General features: G+C 66.2%; 19 protein-coding genes and 1 pseudogene. 4 read left to right on the top strand and 16 right to left on the bottom strand.

Translation table 11 applies throughout. The features are described from left to right. The first annotated feature begins 2 nt into the window (after positions 1–2). Positions 3–719: a LytTR family DNA-binding domain-containing protein gene (locus tag ASD28_RS29590; RefSeq protein ID WP_056137089.1), complete on the top strand. Its 717-nt coding sequence runs from the start codon at positions 3–5 to the stop codon at positions 717–719. Here the strand turns inward: ASD28_RS29590 and ASD28_RS29585 are convergent, their stop codons facing one another. After that, positions 720–2,327, bottom strand: a complete 1,608-nt coding sequence (locus ASD28_RS29585) for a protease pro-enzyme activation domain-containing protein (RefSeq protein WP_056137087.1) — start codon at positions 2,325–2,327, stop codon at positions 720–722. Between the two features lie 166 nt (positions 2,328–2,493). Between ASD28_RS29585 and ASD28_RS29580 the strand changes: the two genes are divergently transcribed. Beyond that, positions 2,494–3,606 carry a Gfo/Idh/MocA family protein gene (locus ASD28_RS29580; RefSeq protein WP_056137086.1) on the top strand — a complete coding sequence of 371 codons (1,113 nt, stop codon included), beginning with the start codon at positions 2,494–2,496 and terminating at the stop codon, positions 3,604–3,606. A gap of 41 nt (positions 3,607–3,647) precedes the next feature. On the opposite strand, the gene ASD28_RS29575 is transcribed toward ASD28_RS29580, so the two are convergent. Beyond that, a complete protein-coding gene (locus tag ASD28_RS29575; RefSeq protein ID WP_056137084.1) occupies positions 3,648–4,583 on the bottom strand; it encodes an SMP-30/gluconolactonase/LRE family protein in 936 nt (311 codons plus the stop codon). A gap of 44 nt (positions 4,584–4,627) precedes the next feature. After that, entirely contained in the window at positions 4,628–6,757 is a 2,130-nt protein-coding gene (locus ASD28_RS29570) for a hypothetical protein (RefSeq protein WP_056137082.1), read from the bottom strand. Positions 6,758–7,064: 307 nt separating this feature from the next. Between ASD28_RS29570 and ASD28_RS29565 the strand changes: the two are divergent. Together ASD28_RS29565 and ASD28_RS29560 are read left to right on the top strand one after the other, a co-directional pair. Further along, positions 7,065–7,458: pseudogene (locus tag ASD28_RS29565) on the top strand (IS1595 family transposase); the annotation flags it as partial. 322 nt (positions 7,459–7,780) lie between these two features. Continuing rightward, a complete protein-coding gene (locus ASD28_RS29560; RefSeq protein WP_056137079.1) occupies positions 7,781–9,004 on the top strand; it encodes an acyltransferase family protein in 1,224 nt (407 codons plus the stop codon). 20 nt (positions 9,005–9,024) lie between these two features. Here ASD28_RS29560 and ASD28_RS29555 read toward each other — a convergent pair whose 3' ends face one another. From ASD28_RS29555 to ASD28_RS29495, 13 genes are all read right to left on the bottom strand, one after another. Next, complete coding sequence (locus ASD28_RS29555; protein ID WP_056137077.1) at positions 9,025–9,588, bottom strand: phasin family protein; 564 nt, start codon at positions 9,586–9,588, stop codon at positions 9,025–9,027. Positions 9,589–9,774: 186 nt separating this feature from the next. After that, positions 9,775–11,688 carry a GGDEF domain-containing response regulator gene (locus tag ASD28_RS29550; protein WP_056137075.1) on the bottom strand — a complete coding sequence of 638 codons (1,914 nt, stop codon included), beginning with the start codon at positions 11,686–11,688 and terminating at the stop codon, positions 9,775–9,777. A gap of 84 nt (positions 11,689–11,772) precedes the next feature. Continuing rightward, entirely contained in the window at positions 11,773–12,690 is a 918-nt protein-coding gene (locus ASD28_RS29545; protein WP_082577663.1) for an ion transporter, read from the bottom strand. Continuing rightward, complete coding sequence (locus ASD28_RS29540) at positions 12,687–13,121, bottom strand: VOC family protein (protein WP_056137072.1); 435 nt, start codon at positions 13,119–13,121, stop codon at positions 12,687–12,689. The genes ASD28_RS29545 and ASD28_RS29540 overlap by 4 nt, the downstream gene beginning before the upstream one ends. After that, complete coding sequence (locus tag ASD28_RS29535) at positions 13,111–13,665, bottom strand: NADPH-dependent FMN reductase (RefSeq protein WP_056137070.1); 555 nt, start codon at positions 13,663–13,665, stop codon at positions 13,111–13,113. The genes ASD28_RS29540 and ASD28_RS29535 overlap by 11 nt, the downstream gene beginning before the upstream one ends. 69 nt (positions 13,666–13,734) lie before the next feature. After that, entirely contained in the window at positions 13,735–14,043 is a 309-nt protein-coding gene (locus ASD28_RS29530; protein WP_056137068.1) for a hypothetical protein, read from the bottom strand. Positions 14,044–14,046: 3 nt separating this feature from the next. Beyond that, on the bottom strand, positions 14,047–15,270 hold the full coding sequence (locus ASD28_RS29525; protein WP_056137066.1) for an MFS transporter: 1,224 nt from the start codon (positions 15,268–15,270) through the stop codon (positions 14,047–14,049). A gap of 92 nt (positions 15,271–15,362) precedes the next feature. Further along, the gene (ispF, locus tag ASD28_RS29520) at positions 15,363–15,875 is read right to left on the bottom strand and encodes a 2-C-methyl-D-erythritol 2,4-cyclodiphosphate synthase (protein ID WP_036230599.1); all 513 of its coding nucleotides are present in this window, start codon (positions 15,873–15,875) and stop codon (positions 15,363–15,365) included. A gap of 15 nt (positions 15,876–15,890) precedes the next feature. Continuing rightward, positions 15,891–16,595: a 2-C-methyl-D-erythritol 4-phosphate cytidylyltransferase gene (gene ispD / locus ASD28_RS29515; protein WP_056137421.1), complete on the bottom strand. Its 705-nt coding sequence runs from the start codon at positions 16,593–16,595 to the stop codon at positions 15,891–15,893. Between the two features lie 10 nt (positions 16,596–16,605). Further along, positions 16,606–17,298, bottom strand: coding sequence for a hypothetical protein (locus ASD28_RS29510; protein ID WP_156404027.1), 693 nt, complete (start codon positions 17,296–17,298; stop codon positions 16,606–16,608). A gap of 10 nt (positions 17,299–17,308) precedes the next feature. After that, positions 17,309–17,866 carry an NUDIX domain-containing protein gene (locus tag ASD28_RS29505; protein WP_056137065.1) on the bottom strand — a complete coding sequence of 186 codons (558 nt, stop codon included), beginning with the start codon at positions 17,864–17,866 and terminating at the stop codon, positions 17,309–17,311. A gap of 158 nt (positions 17,867–18,024) precedes the next feature. After that, positions 18,025–18,456 carry a hypothetical protein gene (locus tag ASD28_RS29500; RefSeq protein ID WP_056137063.1) on the bottom strand — a complete coding sequence of 144 codons (432 nt, stop codon included), beginning with the start codon at positions 18,454–18,456 and terminating at the stop codon, positions 18,025–18,027. Between the two features lie 153 nt (positions 18,457–18,609). After that, positions 18,610–18,930 carry a DUF2818 family protein gene (locus tag ASD28_RS29495; protein WP_056137060.1) on the bottom strand — a complete coding sequence of 107 codons (321 nt, stop codon included), beginning with the start codon at positions 18,928–18,930 and terminating at the stop codon, positions 18,610–18,612. Positions 18,931–18,934: the final 4 nt, after the last annotated feature.

Below are 18,934 nucleotides of genomic sequence, written 5' to 3'. Positions count from 1 at the left end.
GTATGCGTCTGCTGATCGTCGACGACGAGCGCCCTGCGCGCCTAAAACTGCGCCACCTGCTCGCGCAGCAGGACGGCATCACGGCCGTCGAGGAGGCGGCCGACGGCATCGCTGCCCTGGAGCGGATCGCCAGCTTCCGCCCGGACGCGCTGCTGCTCGACATCGAGATGCCCGAGCTGTCCGGCATCGAACTGGCGGCATCCCTGCCGGAACCGGCGCCGCTCGTCGTGTTCGTGACGGCGTACGAACGCTACGCGTGCCAGGCGTTCGACTGCGACGCCATCGATTACCTGCTCAAGCCCTACGACGGCGACCGCCTCGCGCGCGCGCTGGCGCGCCTGCGCCGGAAGCTGGCGGCCGGCGCCGACGGCCAGCCGGCCGCGCTGCCGCGCTCGCCGTTGGAGCAATTGCTTGTGAGTGAACGCGGCGTCACGCGTGTCGTGCGCGTCGCGGAGATCCAGTGGATCGAGACGGCCGACAACTACGTCGTGCTGCACACGGCCGCGGGCAGCCCGCTGCTGCGCCAGACCCTCGCCGGCCTCGTCGACCGGCTCGGCACCGGCTTTATTCGCTGTCACCGGCGCGCCGCCGTGCAAGTCGGCTGGATCGAACGGGTGGTCACGCTGGACAAGGGCGACGGCGAATTGCTGTTGCGCGGCGGCGCACGGGTGCCGTGCAGCCGCCAGTACCGCGCCGACGTGATGGCGCGGTTGGGGTGATCAAGCTTCGAGTGCGGCCAGCAGCGTCGAGCCGACGGGCACGCCCCAGCCCGTGCACGCATCCCAGCCCGCCCCGGCCGCATAACCGCCGTTGTCGCCGCTCGTGATGTCGCGCATCGCGCCGCTGCCCGCCAGCGGGCCGTACAGCAGCGGATTGAGCCAGCCCACGTGCTGCGGCAGCTTCTGGTTCAGCAGCGCGACGAGCCCCGCATACAGCGGCGACACGGCGCTCGTGCCGCCGATCGTGGTCGTCAGGAAGTCGACCCGCACCCGGTAGCCCGTCGCCGGGGACGCATTGCCGGCCACGTCCGGCACGCCGCGCCCGACGTGTCCGCCCGGGTTGATCGACGCCGGCACGCGCGCATCCGCCTGCCAGGACGGCAGCGCGAACTTGTCGCTGACGCCGCCGCCCGTCGCACTGGTGGTGGGATCGTCATTCCACACGGTCTCGCTGGTGATGGTATGGCCGCTGACCGTCAGGCGCGTGCCGCCGCAGCCCAGCACGTACGGGCTCGACGCGGGGAAGTCCGCATGCGCGAGGCCGTCCGGCGTTCCGTTCTGCGGGTTCTGGTCGTGCGCGCCGGCGTCGCCCGCCGCGCAGCACACCGTCACGCCCAGCGCGGCCGCGGCCTCGAACGCCTGGTCCATCGCGGCCAGGCCCTGGTCCGTCCATTCCGATTCCGGCGCGCCCCAGCTGATCGAGATCACGGACGGCTTGCGCACGTCGTCGTGGACGGCGGCCGCGATCGCATCGACGAAGCCCTGCTCGCTGTTCGGCGCGAAATACACGGCGAAGTCGGCCTTCGGCGCGACGGCGCCCGCGACCTCGATGTCCAGCATGACCTCGGCATCGGCGCTCCACGGCAGCGACGGGCTGTTCTTGCCGCCGTCGACAGACACGGCCGTCACATGCGGCGCCGGCAGGCCGAGGCTCTTGAAATAGGCTTTCAGGTCGGTGCTGCGGTAGCCGCCGCCCAGTTCGATGATGGCGATGCACTGGCCGCTGCCGTCCAGGCCGGCCGGAAAGTCGTACAGCTTCGCCATGTCGATGCCCGTGAAGCCGGATGCAGCCTGCGCGTCGGACGGCTCGGCGCCGGGTGACATCGAGGCCAGCATCGCGGCCTGCGCGGATTCTTTGGAGAACTTGAAATGGGGCCGTGCGATCGGGACGTCGTCGATGCCGAACACGCCTTCGACGATGCCGTCCAGCTCGGGCGGCACGTGCACGGGCGCGGTGCGGCGGCGCGAGATCCCGGCCGCGTGCTCGACCCGCTCGATCGCCGTGCCGAACGCGGCGGTCACCCGGCCAGCCGTGCCGGACAGGACGATGCTGCGCGCGGCCGGCCGGCGTTCGACGACGACAAGCCCGGCGCGCTGCGCGAACGCGGCGACGGCGTCGAGGTCGGCATCGCTGGCGCCATGCTGCGCGGCGAATTCGGCGCGCGTGAGATAGCGCCGCTGCCCCGGTTTCGCGTCGAGCGAATGGGGCGCGAGCGGCGCGCGGCGGCGCACGAACACGGTGACGTCGATGCGTTCGTCGTCCGGCGCCGGTCCGAGGGACCGCATGTCGGCGCTGGTTGCGGGCACGCTGCCCTGGAGTTTGACCATGATTCACCTCGCTGGAAGATGGCCCGGCCGGTCCGGGCACCATTTGTCAGTGTGCGCCTCGGGGTGGGTTGACTCTTGATTGGCGCCAATTGTGGGCGAGCCCGTGCATTCGTATTAAAATGAGAACGCGACTGTGAGCGCTAACATCGATAACAAAGGAGACGTGATGATCGACAGGAATCGGCGAGGTCTGGTCCTTGCCGCCGGCGGCGTGCTGGCGGCGGGTGCGGTGGGTGACATGGCATGGGCGGCCCCGCCCGATCGCAAGCTCGGCTATGCGATCGTCGGGCTGGGTTCCTATGGCCTGGGCATCGTCATCCCGCAATTCAAGAACTGCAAGAACAGCAAGCTCGTCGCGCTGGTCAGCGGCGATGCCGCCAAGGCGAAGCGCGTGGCGCAGGAATACGGCGTTCCGGAAAAGAACCTCTACAACTACCAGAACTACGACGAGATCCGCAACAATCCGGACATCGACATCGTCTACGTCTGCCTGCCCGTCTCGATGCATGCCGAGTACACGATCCGCGCGGCCAAGGCCGGCAAGCATGTGCTGTGCGAAAAGCCGATGGCCGTGTCGTCGGCGGAATGCGAGTCGATGATCGCGGCCTGCCGCCAGGCCGGCAAGAAGCTGATGATCGGCTACCGCTGCCACTTCGAACCGTACAACCTGGAAGCGCGCCGCATCGCGCGCGCGGGCGAGATCGGCAAGCTGCGCTACTTCCGCTCCGAGCACGGCTTCAACTTCCGCGACCCGAACGCCTGGCGCCTGAAAAAGGCGCTGGCGGGCGGCGGCTCGATGATGGACATCGGTATCTATGCCCTCAACGCGGCGCGCTACATGACGGGGGAGGAACCGACCGCCGTCTATGCCCAGGAAACGACGGACCGCAAGGACCCGCGCTTCCGCGAGGTCGAAGACATGATCGGCTTCCAGCTGGAGTTCCCGTCCGGCGTGATCGGCTCATGCCAGTCGATGTACAGCGCCAACCAGAACCACATCCTGCTGGTGGGAGATAAAGGCCGCATCGAGATGGAACCGGCGACCGGGTACCAAGGCAACCGGATGTGGGTCGGCGGCAATGGCCGCGACAAGGAAGTCACGCCGCCGCCGGGTCCCGGCGCCACGCAATGGGCCGGCCAGCTGGACCACATGGCGCAATGCGTGCTGCAGGACCGCGAGCCGATCGTCGGCGGCCAGGAAGGCCTGCGCGACCTGCGCATCATCGAGGCGATCTACCAGTCGGCGCGCGAGCAGAAGCGCATCGTGCTGAAGGCCTGACGCCATCACGTGCGCGTGCGACCGCACGCGCACCGCGTCTGTCAGTACGGCGATCCGGTGACGTCCAGCCGGATCTGCCACACGGCGCCGGCGCCGGTCAGGAACAGGGTCTTGCCGTCGGCGCCGCCGAACGCGGCATTCGTCACGTTGGCGTCCGTGCGGATCGTCGCCAGCTCTTTCCCCTGCGGCGAGAACACGCGCACCCGCCTGGCCGGGTGCTCGGTCACATAGATATTGCCGTGGCAATCGACGGCCATGCCGTCCGGGATGTCGAGCCCTTTGACGAGGTCTTTCCCCTGCCCCGGCACGCCGTTCACGATCGGGTGGGCGCGCAGGAAGCCGTCGCCCGCGTTCACGTACAGCACGTCGCCGGCCGGAGACAGCGCGACGCCGTTCGGATTCGGCCGGCTGCCGTCCACGAGCGTAATCTTGCCGTCCGTGCCCACGCGATAGACGCCCGTGACGGGCTGCCCGCCCGGCGCCGCCGCCTTCTGGAAATCCGGGTCCGTGAAATAGATCGTGCCATCTTTCGCGATGGCGATGTCGTTCGGCGAGTCGAACACCTGGCCGTTATATTCCCCGGCCAGCGTCGTGCGCTTGCCGTCCGCCATGGCATAGCGGGACAGCGCCTTGTACTTGTGCGTGGCCGCGACGAGGTCGCCGTGCGCATCGACGGCCAGGCCGTTGCTGCCGCTGTCCTCCACCACCGTCGTCACCGTGCCGTCCGCCGCCAGCTTGCGGATGCGCGACGGGAAGCCGGGCCCGAGGCTGAAATCGGAAAAATACAGCGCGTCCTTGATCCACACGGGGCCTTCGTACAGGCCGGCCTCGGTGCGCGACGGCTTGACGCTCGCGACGCGCTCCGCGCGCAGTTCGCCGGACGGTGCCGTGCCGCAGGCGGACGCGGCGTGGCTGCTTGCCGCATACGACAGGGCCAGCAGGAGGCCAGGGAGGGCGAGGACGGTACGCGCTTGCATGGAAAGCCTTTCGTTCGATGGTCGGAGAAATTGATTGTAGCGCGTCAATCGTTTTCCGTGTCCAACGCAATCTTGCGATCCTCCTTGTAGCGGCACAGGTCGATCCGCGGCGAGGCGTCCGCCCGGCACCAGCCCAGGCCCTGGCGCCGCCCTTCGCCATCGATGCCGCCGACGAACACGAGCTTGTCGGCCACCGGCCACTGGTACGCGCCGTAGTGCCATGTGCCGCGCATGGGGGCGGCGTGGGCGGGTACGAACACGCCGTCGCCGTGCGCCTCGCCCTGCACGAACGTGGCTTCCAGCCGCCCTTCCTTCGTCACGAGGACGCCGGGGCCGGATGGCACGGCATCCTCGACGCCGCCCTCGTACGAGACCATCTTGCCGCCGGCCGGGAAACTGATGCGCCCGGTGCCACGGGCCATGCCCGCCGCGAACGCGCCCTCGTACGCGACGCCCCGCTCGCTCACCAGCTTGCCGTGCCCCGACGGCTGGCCCTGCACGAAGTCGCCTTCGTAATAACTGCCTTCCGGACGCAGCCACTTGCCCTTCCCGTCCGGTTTGCCGCTGGTCACAGGGCCTTCGTAGACGGCGCCGCTCGCGTAGCGCAATCCTTTACCGTCCGGCGTCGCACTGGAGGCCATGTCGGCGACGAGTTCCAGGTTTTCCATCAACAACGCGTCGAGCGGATTCTTGCCCGCCGCATCGAACGCGACGGCGCTGCGGATGCTCTTGACCGCTTCCGGCAATTGCTTGTTGCGCAGGTAGAGGTGCGCCAGTGCGCGCAAACTGCCTGGCGCCGGTTCGTATATGACGAGGGTGTCCAGGCCGGCGATTCCTTCCTGTACCGGTCCGATGTCGGGCGCAAGCTTGTACGCATGGCCCAGGGTGAAGTAGGCCAGCGGATTGGACGGATCCGCCGTGATGGCGCGCCGGGCCAGGTCGCGCGCCTCCTTCAGCGGCGCTTCCCAGCCGGGCACGCCGGTGTCGTGCATCGCGGCCGCCGCCATGTCCAGGCCTTCGGCGCGCGCGGCGAGCAGGTTTGCATCGTTCGGGTAGCGCTTCAGCAACGCATCCAGACGCGCCATGCCGTCGTCGACGACGCGGCGATTGACGGCAAGGATGGTCGCCTTCGGATCGTCCGGGTGGAGCTTGAGATTCGTCTCGACCAGTTCCCGCATCATGTTGGCGTCGTGCTTCGCGAAGCGGGGCACCACGTCGGCCAGGACGGCGTAGGTCGCAGGACGGTCGAGCTTCGTGACCTTCACCTGGACTTGCGGCAGGTCGAGCCCATCCTTGCCCGTCGAGAATCCGCGGGCCATCAAGCGGCGCTCCACGTAGCGCCGCATGTCGACATCGAGTTCCTCGTACGACTTCTTGAAAGCGATGCGCACGGCCTGGTCTTCGGACAGCCCCATATTATGCAGGCGCAGGTAGTGCGCGAGTTGCCTGCGCAATTCGGGGCTCGAATTGAAGTAGTGGATCGCGTACTTTGCGCAGGCATAAAAGCGGGCCATGTCGATCTTGCCGGCCCGCGTGCTGTTGTCGTAAGAGAGTTTGTTCGTGTTGAACAGCCATTTGGTATCGAGGTTGATCCGGCCCGCCCGGTCGACCAGCCAGTCCTCGCGATGGCTGCCTTCCACCGGATGGCCGAACCATGCCATGCCGTCCTGGATGACCAGGGACGACCAGTACTCCGACATCCCTTCGTCGTACCAGCGCGGATACGCCGTCGTCTCGGGCGAATAGTGCAGGAGGAAATGGTGGTATTCATGCAGGATGATCGCGCGCGACACGTCGCTTGCCGCCGCCGACGTGACGTAATCCTCGATCCTTGCGACGGCCGCGTAACCAAGGCGCGACAACTGGAACACCCCGGCCATGTTCTGGGGCAGCCCCAGCGTCGCGAAGCTGCTCCGGCCCATCGCGACGATCGTCAGCGGCGGCCCGGCCAGTGATTGCGCACCGCGCACGCGGTTCGAGATGTATCGCAGGTTTTCCAGGTCGACGATCATGTGGCGCGCAACGTCTTCCGGCTGGTCGGTGACCACCCGAAAATTCGGGCTGTCGATTTCGATCCAGTTCTGGTCGACGAGATCGTTGATGTTGCCGGCTTGCGCCAGCGGCATCGCCAGGAACAGGAGGGACAGGGCGCGGCCGAGAAGATTAGTTTTCATGAGCGGGAACAGGAATTGAATGCTTGCAATACAGCATTCCATTCTAGATCGTACGTACGCGCTCAAACATCACCAATTGTCTCAGCCATATTATTCGAAATTTGTATGATTGATATCTGAAAATCAAATTGGATTTATTTCTTGTGCCCCTGCATACTCCGAACCGTCTCCTCTATCTTCCTCCAAGAAAATAGATTCAAGCCCGCCGCAAGCGGGCTTTTTTTTGGCTGTGTTCGCGCTATTTATGTGAACTGAAATTCGTTGCAGAGGTCATACGCATCGTCGAGTTAACTCATGAGGAGTGACGATGCGCGGCGGCGCCGCCAAGCGGCGCGGTATCAATCGGGAACACGATTGCCTGCTCGTCGCGCACGACCGCAGCGGCCGTACGCTTGATTTCCATACGGGGCGCGGCCAGGTGACGGTGGGGCAATTGCATGAGTGCCTCAAACCAGTGCTGCCGGACGACGCCCTCTTGATCACCGACGGCGCCATCGTCTATCAGCATTTCGCGGAGCAGGCCGGCATCACGCATGAAGCGGTGAACGTGAAAGCGGGCGTTCGTGCGCGCGGCGCGATCCATGTACAGAACGTGAACAGCTGGCACAGCCGGTTCAAAAGCTGGCTGGTGCGGTTTCGCGGCGTGGCGAGCCGCTACCTGATCCATTACTCGGGCTGGCAGCGCGTGCTGGACGATCGTCNAACGTGAACAGCTGGCACAGCCGGTTCAAAAGCTGGCTGGTGCGGTTTCGCGGCGTGGCGAGCCGCTACCTGATCCATTACTCGGGCTGGCAGCGCGTGCTGGACGATCGTCCGCTCACGAAGCCGGCTCATCTGCTGTGCGCTGCGGTCCAGCTCGGCTAGGCGAGCGGGTTACCGAACTACCGCGAACACAGCCTTTTTTTTGCATCCGTCCGGCCTGCCCCAGCCGGCTCCCGCCTCGCCACAATCCACTCGCATCGCGACCTGCGCCGATCTAGTCTGACGTCGTTTCCTTCATCGACCAACCGACGACGATCCGCCATGAACACCCGACATCTTCCACGCCATCACTTCCTCGACTGGGTACGCATCATCGCCTTCTTCCTGCTGATCCTGTATCACGTGGGCATGTATTACGTGACGTGGGGCTGGCACGTGAAGAGCCCGCACGCCGGCACCGCCCTCGAACCTTTCATGATGCTGTCGTCGCCGTGGCGGCTGCCGCTGCTGTTCCTCGTGTCCGGCGTCGCTTCCAGCATCATGCTGGCGAAGCTGCGGCCCCTCGCCTTCCTGCGCAAGCGCAGCTGGCGCCTGTTGATCCCCCTGCTGTTCGGCATGCTCGTCATCGTGCCGCCGCAGTCGTATCTCGAAGTCGTCGAGAAGCTCGGCTATGCGGGCAGCTACGCCGACTTCATGCGGCTGTACGTGCGCGGCTACCACGGCTTCTGCCAGGACGGCTGCCTGATCCTGCCGACCTGGAACCACCTGTGGTTTGTCGCCTACCTGTGGGCCTATACGGCCGTCCTCGCGCTCGTCGTGCTGGCCCTGGGTCCGCGCTTCGACGGTCTCGCCGCCGTGCTCGGCCGCGTGCTCGAGGGCTGGAAGATCATCGTCGTGCCGGCGGCCGTGCTGGCGCTGGCGCGCATCCTGATGCTGAACCGTTTTCCGGTCACCCACGCGCTCGTGGACGACTGGTACAACCATGCGACGTACCTGCCGGTCTTCCTGCTCGGCGCCCTGATGGCGCGCGTTCCCGACTTCTGGCTCCGTGTCGCGGCGCTGCGCTGGACGTGTCTCGCGCTGGCCCTCGCCGGCTGGGCCCTCCTGATGCTGTGGATCGCGCTGGACAACGCCGGCGGCATCGACGGCACGCGCTGGGAAATGCTCGCGAAGCCGATGCGCGCCGATTACGCGCTGCTGGCGTGGAGCGCGATCCTGGCCGCCTGTGGCTTTGCCCAGCGCCACCTGGACCGCGACGGCCCCGCCCGGCGTTACCTGACCGAAGCCGTGCTCCCCGTCTATATCCTGCACCAGAGCCTGATCGTCGTCCTGGCCCATGCATCGAAACCGCTGCACCTTGCGCCGGGCCTGGAAGCCGTGCTGCTCGTCGTGCTCGTGACGGTGCTCAGCTTCGCCGGCTTCGAGATCGTGCGGCGGGTGCCGTTGCTGCGTCCGCTGTTCGGCCTCGGGCCGCGCATCCGCACCGCGGCCCCGGCTGCACAGGACATCATCGCGCCGCACCCGGTAGCCGGGCGCGGCGTGTAAGATCCGGGAACTGCGCCGGGTCAGTGTGTGGCGGCCCGCTGGTCCTTGCTGCCCTGCTGCTGGCTCGGCGGCATTTGCTGCGTCTGGCCCGTGCTGCCCGATGCGTGCGGCTGGGCGGCACCATTGCCCGGCCGGATGAACGGATCGCTGAACTGGCGCACGGTTTCCTGCTGGGCGCGCAGGCCGCGCTCCGTCTGCTCGGTGGCGTCGCGCGCCACCTCGTCCGCCAGGGCGCGCGCGGTGCGGGTCGTGTTCTGCACGTGCTGCTCCGTCACGCGGGCCAGCTCGACCTGGGAGTCGGCCGCCAGGCGCGCGATGTGCTGCTGGTAGGCGCGCAGCTTGTCCGTCGTGGGCTGCGTGCGCGCCGTGGCGGCGCTCAGCAGCTCGGACTGGCGGTCGGCGCTCAGCACGTGCTTGCTGGCCAGGGTCGTTTCTTCCAGCATCGTCTGCATGAGCTGGATGTTCAGGTCGCACATTTGCTGGAACGAGCTGAACAGCGACTTCGACATGTCGTTCAGGAACGCGGTCTGGGCATCGATGTGGGTGCGCACCGCCGGGGCGATCGTTTGTGGAAATGGATACATGGTTTTGCCTCGCAAAGTTTTGGGTTGAACGGGCCGCAGCAGGCGCCGCGGCGCGAAGCTCACAGACTAAGGGCGCGAGGCTGGTTACCTTTGATCTGGGCTAAGCGTGCCGGGCTTGTCGGCCTGAAGTAGCGAATGTCGGTCTGAACTTTGCAGCGGTCCAAGTTCCTGCACTCATGAGACAGACTAGCGCGCAATCGCCCCCACCCTGGCGCCCCCGTTCGGCGTCAGGTTTCTCTGGTCGAGCAACCGCGTCATCACCTCCGCCGGCACTGCCTGGCTATAGTAATAGCCCTGCGCGGCCAGGCAGCCGTGCGCCGTCAGGAAGGAGACGTGCTCGGGACTGTCGACGCCTTCCGCGATCAGGTTCAGGTGCAGGCTGTGCGCCATCGCGATGATCGCCGTGACGATCGCGGCGTCGTGCGCCTGCTCGTTGATCCCGATGACGAACGAGCGGTCGATCTTGAGCGCGTGGATGGGGAAGTTCTGCAGGTAGGCGAGGCTGGAGTAGCCGGTGCCGAAATCGTCGATGGACAGCTGGACGCCCATGGCGCTCAGCCGGCGCATGACGGCGAGGTTGTCGTCGCTGGGCTGCATCGTCAGGCTTTCCGTCAGCTCGAGTTCGAGCGCGTCGGCAGGGACGCCCGTGTCGCGCAGCACCTGGGCCACGAATTCCGTCAGGTTGGCCTGGGTGAACTGGCGCGCCGAGAGGTTGACGGCGATCCGCATGTCCGGATGGCCGCCGTCGCGCCAGCGCCTCAGTTGCGCGCAGGCCTGGCGCAGCACCCATTCGCCGATCGGCACGATGATGCCGGTTTCTTCGGCGATGGCGATGAATTCCGCGCAGGAGCGGGCCGCCTTGCCGGGCGGCGTCCAGCGCAGCAGCGCTTCCGCCGAGAAGATCCGGCCGCTCTCCATGTCGACCTGCGGCTGGTAGTACACGGAAAACTCGTCGTGGGCGAGCGCCTGGCGCAGCTGGCTGGTCGCCGCCATGCGCCGCTTCGCCGCTTCGTGCAGGGCCGGTGTGAAGAACTGGTATGTGTTGCGTCCCTTCTGCTTGGCCTGGTACATGGCGGCATTGGCCGCGCGCAGCAGCGCGGACGCATCGCTGCCGTCGGACGGGAACAGGCCCAGGCCGATACTGGCGCTGACGTGCAGTTCGTGGTCTTCGACGTGGAACGGCCGGCTCAGGGTCTCGAGGATCTTGCCCGCCACGAGCGCGGCGTCGTTGCTGCACCGCAGGGCCGCGAGGCAGATCCCGAACGCGTTCCCGCCCAGGCAGCCGAGGCTGTCGCCCTCGCGCGTGCATTGCTGCAGGCGCGAGGCGACGGCCTGCAGCAGGCGGTCGCCGATCCGCTCGCCGAGGGAATCGTTGATGGTCTTGAAGTGGTCCAGGTCGATGTGCAGTTGCGCGACCATCTCGTCCTGGTGGCGCCGCGCCTGGGCGACCGCCTGGTTGACCCGGTCTTCCAGCAGCAGGCGGTTGGGCAGCCCCGTCAGCGCATCGTGGTGCGCCATGTAGTCGATGCGCCGCTCCGCCTGGTTGTAATCGGCGATCTTCTGTTCCAGCCTGGCGTTGGTCCGGACCAGCTCCGCGGTGCGCTCGGCCACGCGCTGCTCGAGGAGATCATTGGCGGCCAGCAGCTCGGCTTCCGCGCGCCGCAACTGCGCGTTCTGTTCGGCGAGACGTTTCTGCGCGCTGCGCAGTGCCAGATGGGTCGTGACGCGCGCCCACACTTCGTCGATCTGGAACGGTTTGGTGACGTAGTCGACGCCGCCCGCCGCGAAGCCGGCCACCTTGTCGTGGGTCTCGGACAGCGCCGTCATGAAGATCACGGGGATGTCGCGCGTACGGGGAGACGCCTTGAGGCGCCGGCACGTCTCGAAACCGTCCATGCCGGGCATCATCACGTCGAGCAGGATCAGGTCCGGCTGCACGAATTCCGCGCGGGCCAGGCCCTCCTCGCCTTCTTGCGCGACCGCCACCCGGACCTGGCGCCCCTCGAGATACTCGACGAGGATGCCCACATTGGCCGGCGTATCGTCGACAATCAGGACGGTCGGGGTGCCCACATCCTGGGGCGCGACAGAAGTCGTCATATCGGTTCCGTCCACTGGTCCATCGATTCGCGGAGACTTACGCTGTAATGACGATTCTATCCGATTCTAACATTAGAGCAACCCTCATTTTGCGCCAGCGCGGTGCACCGGCAGCACCGTCCCGCAATCCTTGCAGAACCGGGCGGTGGCGTCGTGGCCGCCGCTGCCGCACGCAGGACAATGCAGGGCCGAACGCGCCGGCCCCGTCCTTCGGTCGCCGCGGCGCAGCGTCATCTCGGCCGTCACGATCCCGGTCGGCACGGCAAGGATGCCCCACCCCATCAGCATCATGAACGAGGCGATCGCCTTGCCCAGGTTGGTATGCGGCGTGATGTCGCCATACCCGACGGTGGTCATGGTGACGGTTGCCCAGTACATCGCGACGGGGATGCTCGTGTAGCCGTTCTGCGGTCCCTCGACGACGTACATGACGGTGCCGAGGATGAGGATCGCCATCAGCACGACGGACAGGAACACGAGGATCTTGCGCCGGCTGGCGGCGAGCGCTTCGCCCAGGCGCGTGTACTCCTCGATGTACAGGGTCAGCTTGAAGATGCGGAACACGCGCAGCAGGCGCAGGATGCGGATGTCGAGCAGCAGTTCGGTGCCCGGCATGAGCAGCGAAAAATACGACGGCAGCACGGCCAGCAGGTCGATCACGCCGTAGAAGCCGCCGGCATAGCGCCACGGCCGCTGCACGCACACGAGGCGCGCCACGTATTCCACCGTGAACAGCGCGGTGAAGCCCCATTCGAACGCGTTCAGCAGGTCGGCATGGTCGCGGTGCAGCCGCGGCACGCTGTCCAGCACGACGACGAGGATGCTGAGCAGGATGGCGCACACGAGGGCGATGTCGAAGCGCCGCCCGGCCGGGGTGTCGGCTTCGAAGATGACGTCGTACATGTGCCGCCGCCACCCGGGCGGCGGCTTGCCGTAGGCGACGGGCGCCTGCGACACATACGGTGGCACATTCGGCGGCGCGCTGTCGTCTTCCTGCCTCATGGCGCGGTCGGCGGCCCCTTCAGCTCGATCATGTTGCCTTCCGGGTCAGCCAGGTAGATCGACGGGCCTTCTCCTTCGGCGCCGAAGCGCGACGCGGCCGGCCCTGCCTCGATGCCGTGCGCGGCCAGGTGGGCGCGGATCGCGTCTTCGTCGAACGGCTCCACGCGGAAGCAGAAGTGATCGACATTGCGCCCTTCCGTGCCCGGCGCCGCGCCGCCCGCCGCCCCCAGCTTGCCGGAAATCGGGATCAGGTCGACCATCGAACTGCCGGCGCGCAGCTGCACGAGGCCGATCTCGTCCTGGCGCCGCACTTCGCGGCAGCCCAGCACGTCGCCGTAGAAGGCCTGCATGCGCGCGAGATCCACCACGCGCAGCACGATGTGATCGATTTCGCGGATCGCGATCGGACTCTTTACGGCATCAGTCGGCATGGCGCTCCACCCACGTCGCAAAACACTCCATGAACTGCTGCAGGAAGGTTTTCAGGCCTTCGTCCGTCAGCGTGTCGCCGTCGAACTTGTTGGCCACGCCGCCGATGTACGCTTCCGGCGACTGCATGCACGGCATGTTGAGGAAGACGAGGCACTGGCGCACGGCGTGGTTGGCGCCGAAGCCGCCCAGCGCACCCGGCGAGTTGGACACGACCGCACACGGCTTGCCCGTCCACGCGGCCTGGCCGTACGGGCGCGAGCCGACGTCGATGGCGTTCTTGAGGACGCCGGGCAGCGAGCGGTTGTATTCCGGCGTGCAGAACAGGACGCCGTCGGCGTCGCGGATGCGGCCGCGGAACTCGGTCCAGGTGGCGGGCGGCGTGTCGGTCTCGTCATCCTGGTTGTACAGCGGCAGCCCGGAAATGTCGACGATCTCCAGTTCGAGCGTGGGCGGTGCGGCCAGCATCAGGCTCTTGGCCAGCTTGCGCGTAAACGCTTCCTTGCGCAGGCTGCCGACGAGCACTGCAATCTTCCTAGTTGCCATGACGGTCCTTTCGGTCTTGATGGGTCGGATGATGCCCAGAGTGTAACGACTTTCGGCCAACCGTGCGGATCAGATGCGCCGGCGCCGGTATTCGTCCAGGAACGAGCGCACCTCGCGCGCCGTCAGCACGCGCACCGGATCGCCATGCCACGCATACAGGAACGGCGGCCCGCCCGCGCGGTCCGTCAGCTTGGCGCGGATGAGGAACCGGGTGCCGGCGCGATAGCGCTCGGGGTCGGACAGCGCCCGTGCACACTGCACGCGCATCGACGTCGCGTACGCCTGCCCCGCCATCGGCTTGATGCGCAGCCGGCCCGTGCGCGGGTCCGGTACCGATTCGACCGCCACGTCGCGGTAGGCCCAGGGATCGCGTGCCATGCGTTACGCCGCCACGGCCGCGGGGGCCGGCTTCGCCTCGCGGATCGGCAGGTTGACGAAGGCGGCGGCGAGCGCCAGCGCGATGTCCGCGTACCACATCCACGAGTAGTCGCCGAACTTCACGAACGCGAGGCCGCCCAGCCAGGCGCCGAAGAAGCCGCCGATCTGGTGCGACAGCAGCGTCAGGCCGAACAGGGTGGCGAGGTAGCGCATGCCGAACAGCTTGCCGACGAGGCCCGCCGTGGGCGGCACCGTCGCGAGCCACGTGAAGCCGAGGGCGGCGGCGAACACGTAGAACGTCCAGGCGGATTTCGGCGCCAGCAGGTATGCCGCGATGATCACGGCGCGGCTGCCGTAGGTGAACGCCAGCAGCCATTTCATGCGGTAGCGCTGCGCCAGCGCGCCCGCCGCCAGCGACCCGGCGATGTTGAACAGGCCGATCAGGCCCAGCGCCGTCGCCGAGACGCCCGCCGGCAGGCCGCACAGCGCGACCTCGCCCGGCAGGTGGGTGACGAGGAAGGCGATGTGGAAGCCGCACGTGAAGAAGCCGGCGTGCAGGCACAGGTAGCTGCGGTCGCGCATCGCGTCGCGCACCTGGCGTCCCAGCGTAAGGTCGGACGAAAGCGCGCCGTGGCCGACGACGGACTGCGCCGGCGGCTTGCCGCGCAGCGGCCACGCGAGCGGGATGGTGAAGAGGCTCGTCGCGGCCAGCGCCAGCATCGCCGTGATCCACCCGGTGGTCGCGATGAGGAACTGGACGAGCGGTGCGAACACGAACTGGCCGAACGAACCGCCCGCGTTGATGAAGCCGGACGCGAACGCGCGCCGCTCGGCCGGCAGGCGCTGCGCGGTGGCGCCGATGAGGATCGAGAAGCTGCCCGCGCCCGCCCCGCTCGCGGACAGGATGCCCAGCGTGACGAGCAGGCCCCATTGGGTGGAGACGAAAGGCGTCGCCGCGAGCCCGCCGGCCAGCAGCACGGCGCCCAGCACGATGACGGGCATGGAACCGTATTTGTCGGCGACGGCGCCGAAGACGGGTTGCGAGGCGCCCCACATGAACTGGCCGACGGCCATGGCGAAGCTGATCGACGCGACGCCGAGGCCCGTCGCCGTGTTCAGCGGCGACAGGAACAGGCCCGTCGTGAGACGCGCCGCCATCGTGATCATCAGGATGGCGCTGGCGGCCAGGATCAGCGTCCAGGCCGCACGTGGCGTGGTGGTGGTCATGTCGTCCCCGTTGTTATCGTCAGACCGACGATGTTACAACGGAAACGCCAAAGAGGTTGAAGGTGGGCACGCCGTGCCCACCGAACGACTGATCAGCCCGCCGCGCGGATCAGGAGCACGGTCGCCTGCGCCGCCATGCCTTCTTCGCGGCCGAGGAAGCCGAGTTTTTCATTGGTCTTGGCCTTGATGTTCACCTGCTGGGGCGACGCGCCGATGTCCTCGGCGATGCGCGACACCATCTGCGGGATGTGCGGCGCCATCTTCGGCTGCTGCGCGATGATGGTCGCGTCCACGTTGCCGATGGTGTAGCCGGTGCCCAGGACGCGGTTGGCCGCTTCGCGCAGCAGCACGCGCGAGTCGGCGCCGGCGAACATCGGGTCGGTGTCCGGGAAGTGCTTGCCGATGTCGCCGAGGCCGGCGGCGCCCAGCATGGCGTCGATGATGGCGTGCAGCAGCACGTCCGCGTCCGAGTGGCCGAGCAGGCCCAGCCGGTGCGGGATGGTGACGCCGCCGACGATCAGTTTGCGCCCTTCGACGAGGGCGTGGCAGTCATAGCCGGTACCGATGCGGAACGGCGGGGTCGGGTTGTACGATGCGAGAGCCATGATGTTCTTTACACGCTATACGAATTCAGGTTGGGACACTGCCAGGTACATCTCGGCGATCCGGATATCGTCCGGCAATGTCACTTTGAGATTGCGGGGATGCCCTTCCACCAACTTGGGGCTCAATCCGAGGGCTTCAACCGCACTGGCATCATCGGTAATCGAATCCGGATCTTTAGCCGCCGCCAGCGCTTCGCGCAGCAATTCATAGCGGAACATCTGCGGGGTCTGCGCGAGCCACAGGCCGTTGCGGGGCACGGTACCGGCCGCTTCGCCGTCGATGCAGCGCTTGACCGTGTCGACGACCGGCAGCGCCAGCAGGCCGCCGGCCGGGTGGTCGCCCGTGCCCGTGATCAGTTTTTCGATCAGTTCGGCAGTCAGGCCGGGACGCGCGGCGTCGTGCACGAGCACCCGGTCGGCGGGCGACAAGGTGTTGGCGAGCACGGCCAGGCCGTTGCGCACGGATTCCATGCGGCTCGCCCCGCCGCAGCGCAGAACCGTCACGCCGTGATGGGGCGCGACGGCGTCGATGTACGGGTCGTCCGGGCTCACGACGACGAATGTGTGCGCGATGAGCTCGCTGGACAGGAATGCGTCGAGCGTGTGCCTGAGCATGGGCTTGCCGCCGATTTTCAGGTACTGCTTGGGGCTCGTGGCCCCCATCCGGGCGCCGACGCCGGCGGCGGGAATGAGGGCGAAATAACGTGGTGCTTGAGTCATGTTGTTCAATCTACGATCGGGAACGTCTTGTCGATCCAATAAGAGACTGTACCTCACCTTGGCAAACTTTGCTCAGACGCGCGTACTCCGCCGGACTGTCGATCGCGGCCTGCAAGCGTTCGACACGTCCCATCTCGGCCTTAATGTACGGCATCCAGTTGCGGTCGATTTCGCGCTGGAGCAGCGTGCGCGACTCGCCGGCGCGCGCATACAACGGTTTGCCGGCAAAGCGGCCGCCGAGGCGTGCGCGCACCCGCTCTTCCACTTTCGGCAGATAGTCCAGGTAAGACTTGAGATGGCGCATTTCGTGCGCAAGTATCTCGTCATACGTGCACGAGTCCGGCTCGAATTCGCGGCTGACGTACACGACGATGGGCTGGTAGTACAAGGTCACCGCGATGCGCGGCATCACGCATTCGGCCGCGCCGTCCGGCGACGTGAGCAGGGTGCCGTCGACCTGGATCGCGACGCGCGACTCCGTGCGCGTGAGGCCCAGCACGTAGCCGTTGCGTACGCCGGGCCGCTTCATGCGCGTCAGGTCGCGGTAGGACACCGTATTGTCGACGCGCCAGCCGCTCTCGCGCGTGGAGAACGTCGCGCCGGCATCCCGGGCCGCGGCTTCGCAACTCGCCTCGAACGGCGTGCGGGCGGATGCGAAGCCGCTCCAGGCGAGCAGCATCAAGCCGAGCGCGGCCGGGCGCACAGGCTTCAAACTAAGCCGGCGTCCAGGTGCCGGCGGCGATCTTCTCCAGCCAGAACGTGCCGATCACGGTTTTCACATCCGTGATGTCGCCCCGTTGCACCATCTCCAGCATCTCGGGGATGGTCGCCGTGAAGGTCTCGAGGAATTCACCATCGTCCAGCTTCGCGTCGCCCGCCGTCAGGCCGCGTGCGAGGAACAGGTCGAGGTGCTCGTCCGAATACGCGATCGCGTTGTGGATCGTGCAGACGAAATGCCAGTCGGTGGCGGTGTAGCCGGTCTCTTCTTCCAGTTCGCGCTTGGCGCAGGCGAGCGATGCCTCGCCCGGATCGATCTTCCCGGCCGGGAATTCGATGAAGACCTGGTCGTTCGGATAGCGGAACTGGCGTTCGAGCAGCACGCGGCCGTCGTCGAACAGCGCGAGGATCACGACGGCGCCGGGATGGCGGATGAATTCGCGTTGCGTGATCTTGCCGTCGGGGAGTTTCACGCGGTCGCGCGAGACTTTGAGGAAGTTGCCGTCGTAGGCGAGCTGGCCGTCGATTTTTGTTTCTTTGAGGTGGTCGTCCATGGGCGGTCCGGAAGTCGTGGTGAACACGGCCGCACCGGCGGTGCGGCGAGCCCGAAGTATAAAACAATCAATCGTTCCTCCGCTTTTACGCAGAGCTAACGTATTGAGCCTTGCCGTTGGATTTCTGCTTCGCCGGGCCGGCTTCGACGCATCAATCTTCACTCAAGAGCACATCCATCAATCTTCTTGATAACCTCGAATTTCTTGGAAATCTTTTCCTTCATTGCTTTGAACTTCTCAAAATCGGGATCGGTAAAACCAGGTTCGTAGCGCATCTTCTTCTCTTGCGCGATCTCTTCCTCCAGGCGCTGAACCTCGACATTGGTAAGTTTCTTGTCTTTCACTTCGTAGCGGAAGTTCTCGTAGTCCCCATATCCACCAAAAGAATTCTTGGCATTGAACTGTCCACACACGTCACCAACAGTATTTACCTTGATGTTCTTGAACTGAGCGGAAGCCGGGTCTTTAAGAATTTCCTTGACTGCCGCTTTCGCTTCTTCGACGGGCGACTTTGCTTTCGCCGCGCAGGTAACCGGGCTCACTGCTGCACAGACTATGAGACATACGATTTTTACATGGTTATGTTTCAAGTTTCTCTTCCTTGCGTTATCGATAATCAGTTTGAATCCGCGTAAGCATCGGCCGTGCCGAAGATGCTCCTTGGAAACAATGTACCATGATCGTGCGTGCGTGCACGATCACCGCGTCGATGACACGAGGGTCAGCAGGAGATGTGCGCGGCGTCAGCCGCGGCGCTTGCGGAGGTAGCGCAGGACGAAGCCCGGGAAGGCCAGCACGAGAAACAGGCAGGCGGTGATCGCGTAGAACTCCCAGGTCTGGGGAAACGCGGTACCGATGCGGGATTCGAGGCCGCGGGCCAGCAGGCCGACGACGAAATACAGGACGATCAACTCGAGCAGGCGCACGACGAAGTATTTCGCGTGCGCCTTGTTGAGTGCCGGCTTCATGGGAATGAAGCCGAGCACGCTCTCGTTGAGGAACGGCAGGTTGGCGAACGCGAGTGCGACCGCGATCACCAACCAGCTGGCCAGGGAGGCATCCACCGTG

The sequence above is a fragment of the Massilia sp. Root133 genome (genome assembly GCF_001426525.1).
Lineage (GTDB): Bacteria > Pseudomonadota > Gammaproteobacteria > Burkholderiales > Burkholderiaceae_D > Telluria > Telluria orientalis.
The sequence above is the reverse complement of the archived record's forward strand: the minus strand, read 5'-3'. Positions and strand labels throughout refer to the sequence as shown.

Coding starts and splice junctions, on each gene's coding strand:
- ASD28_RS29560 (WP_056137079.1), top strand. CDS start 7,781: ATGAACACCCGACATCTTCCACGCCATCACTTCCTCGACTGGGTACGC.
- ASD28_RS29580 (WP_056137086.1), top strand. CDS start 2,494: ATGATCGACAGGAATCGGCGAGGTCTGGTCCTTGCCGCCGGCGGCGTG.
- ASD28_RS29505 (WP_056137065.1), bottom strand. CDS start 17,866: ATGGACGACCACCTCAAAGAAACAAAAATCGACGGCCAGCTCGCCTAC.
- ASD28_RS29585 (WP_056137087.1), bottom strand. CDS start 2,327: ATGGTCAAACTCCAGGGCAGCGTGCCCGCAACCAGCGCCGACATGCGG.
- ispF (WP_036230599.1), bottom strand. CDS start 15,875: ATGGCTCTCGCATCGTACAACCCGACCCCGCCGTTCCGCATCGGTACC.
- ASD28_RS29540 (WP_056137072.1), bottom strand. CDS start 13,121: ATGCCGACTGATGCCGTAAAGAGTCCGATCGCGATCCGCGAAATCGAT.
- ASD28_RS29570 (WP_056137082.1), bottom strand. CDS start 6,757: ATGAAAACTAATCTTCTCGGCCGCGCCCTGTCCCTCCTGTTCCTGGCG.
- ASD28_RS29530 (WP_056137068.1), bottom strand. CDS start 14,043: ATGGCACGCGATCCCTGGGCCTACCGCGACGTGGCGGTCGAATCGGTA.
- ASD28_RS29545 (WP_082577663.1), bottom strand. CDS start 12,690: ATGAGGCAGGAAGACGACAGCGCGCCGCCGAATGTGCCACCGTATGTG.
- ASD28_RS29550 (WP_056137075.1), bottom strand. CDS start 11,688: ATGACGACTTCTGTCGCGCCCCAGGATGTGGGCACCCCGACCGTCCTG.
- ASD28_RS29590 (WP_056137089.1), top strand. CDS start 3: ATGCGTCTGCTGATCGTCGACGACGAGCGCCCTGCGCGCCTAAAACTG.
- ASD28_RS29555 (WP_056137077.1), bottom strand. CDS start 9,588: ATGTATCCATTTCCACAAACGATCGCCCCGGCGGTGCGCACCCACATC.
- ASD28_RS29525 (WP_056137066.1), bottom strand. CDS start 15,270: ATGACCACCACCACGCCACGTGCGGCCTGGACGCTGATCCTGGCCGCC.
- ASD28_RS29535 (WP_056137070.1), bottom strand. CDS start 13,665: ATGGCAACTAGGAAGATTGCAGTGCTCGTCGGCAGCCTGCGCAAGGAA.
- ispD (WP_056137421.1), bottom strand. CDS start 16,595: ATGACTCAAGCACCACGTTATTTCGCCCTCATTCCCGCCGCCGGCGTC.
- ASD28_RS29575 (WP_056137084.1), bottom strand. CDS start 4,583: ATGCAAGCGCGTACCGTCCTCGCCCTCCCTGGCCTCCTGCTGGCCCTG.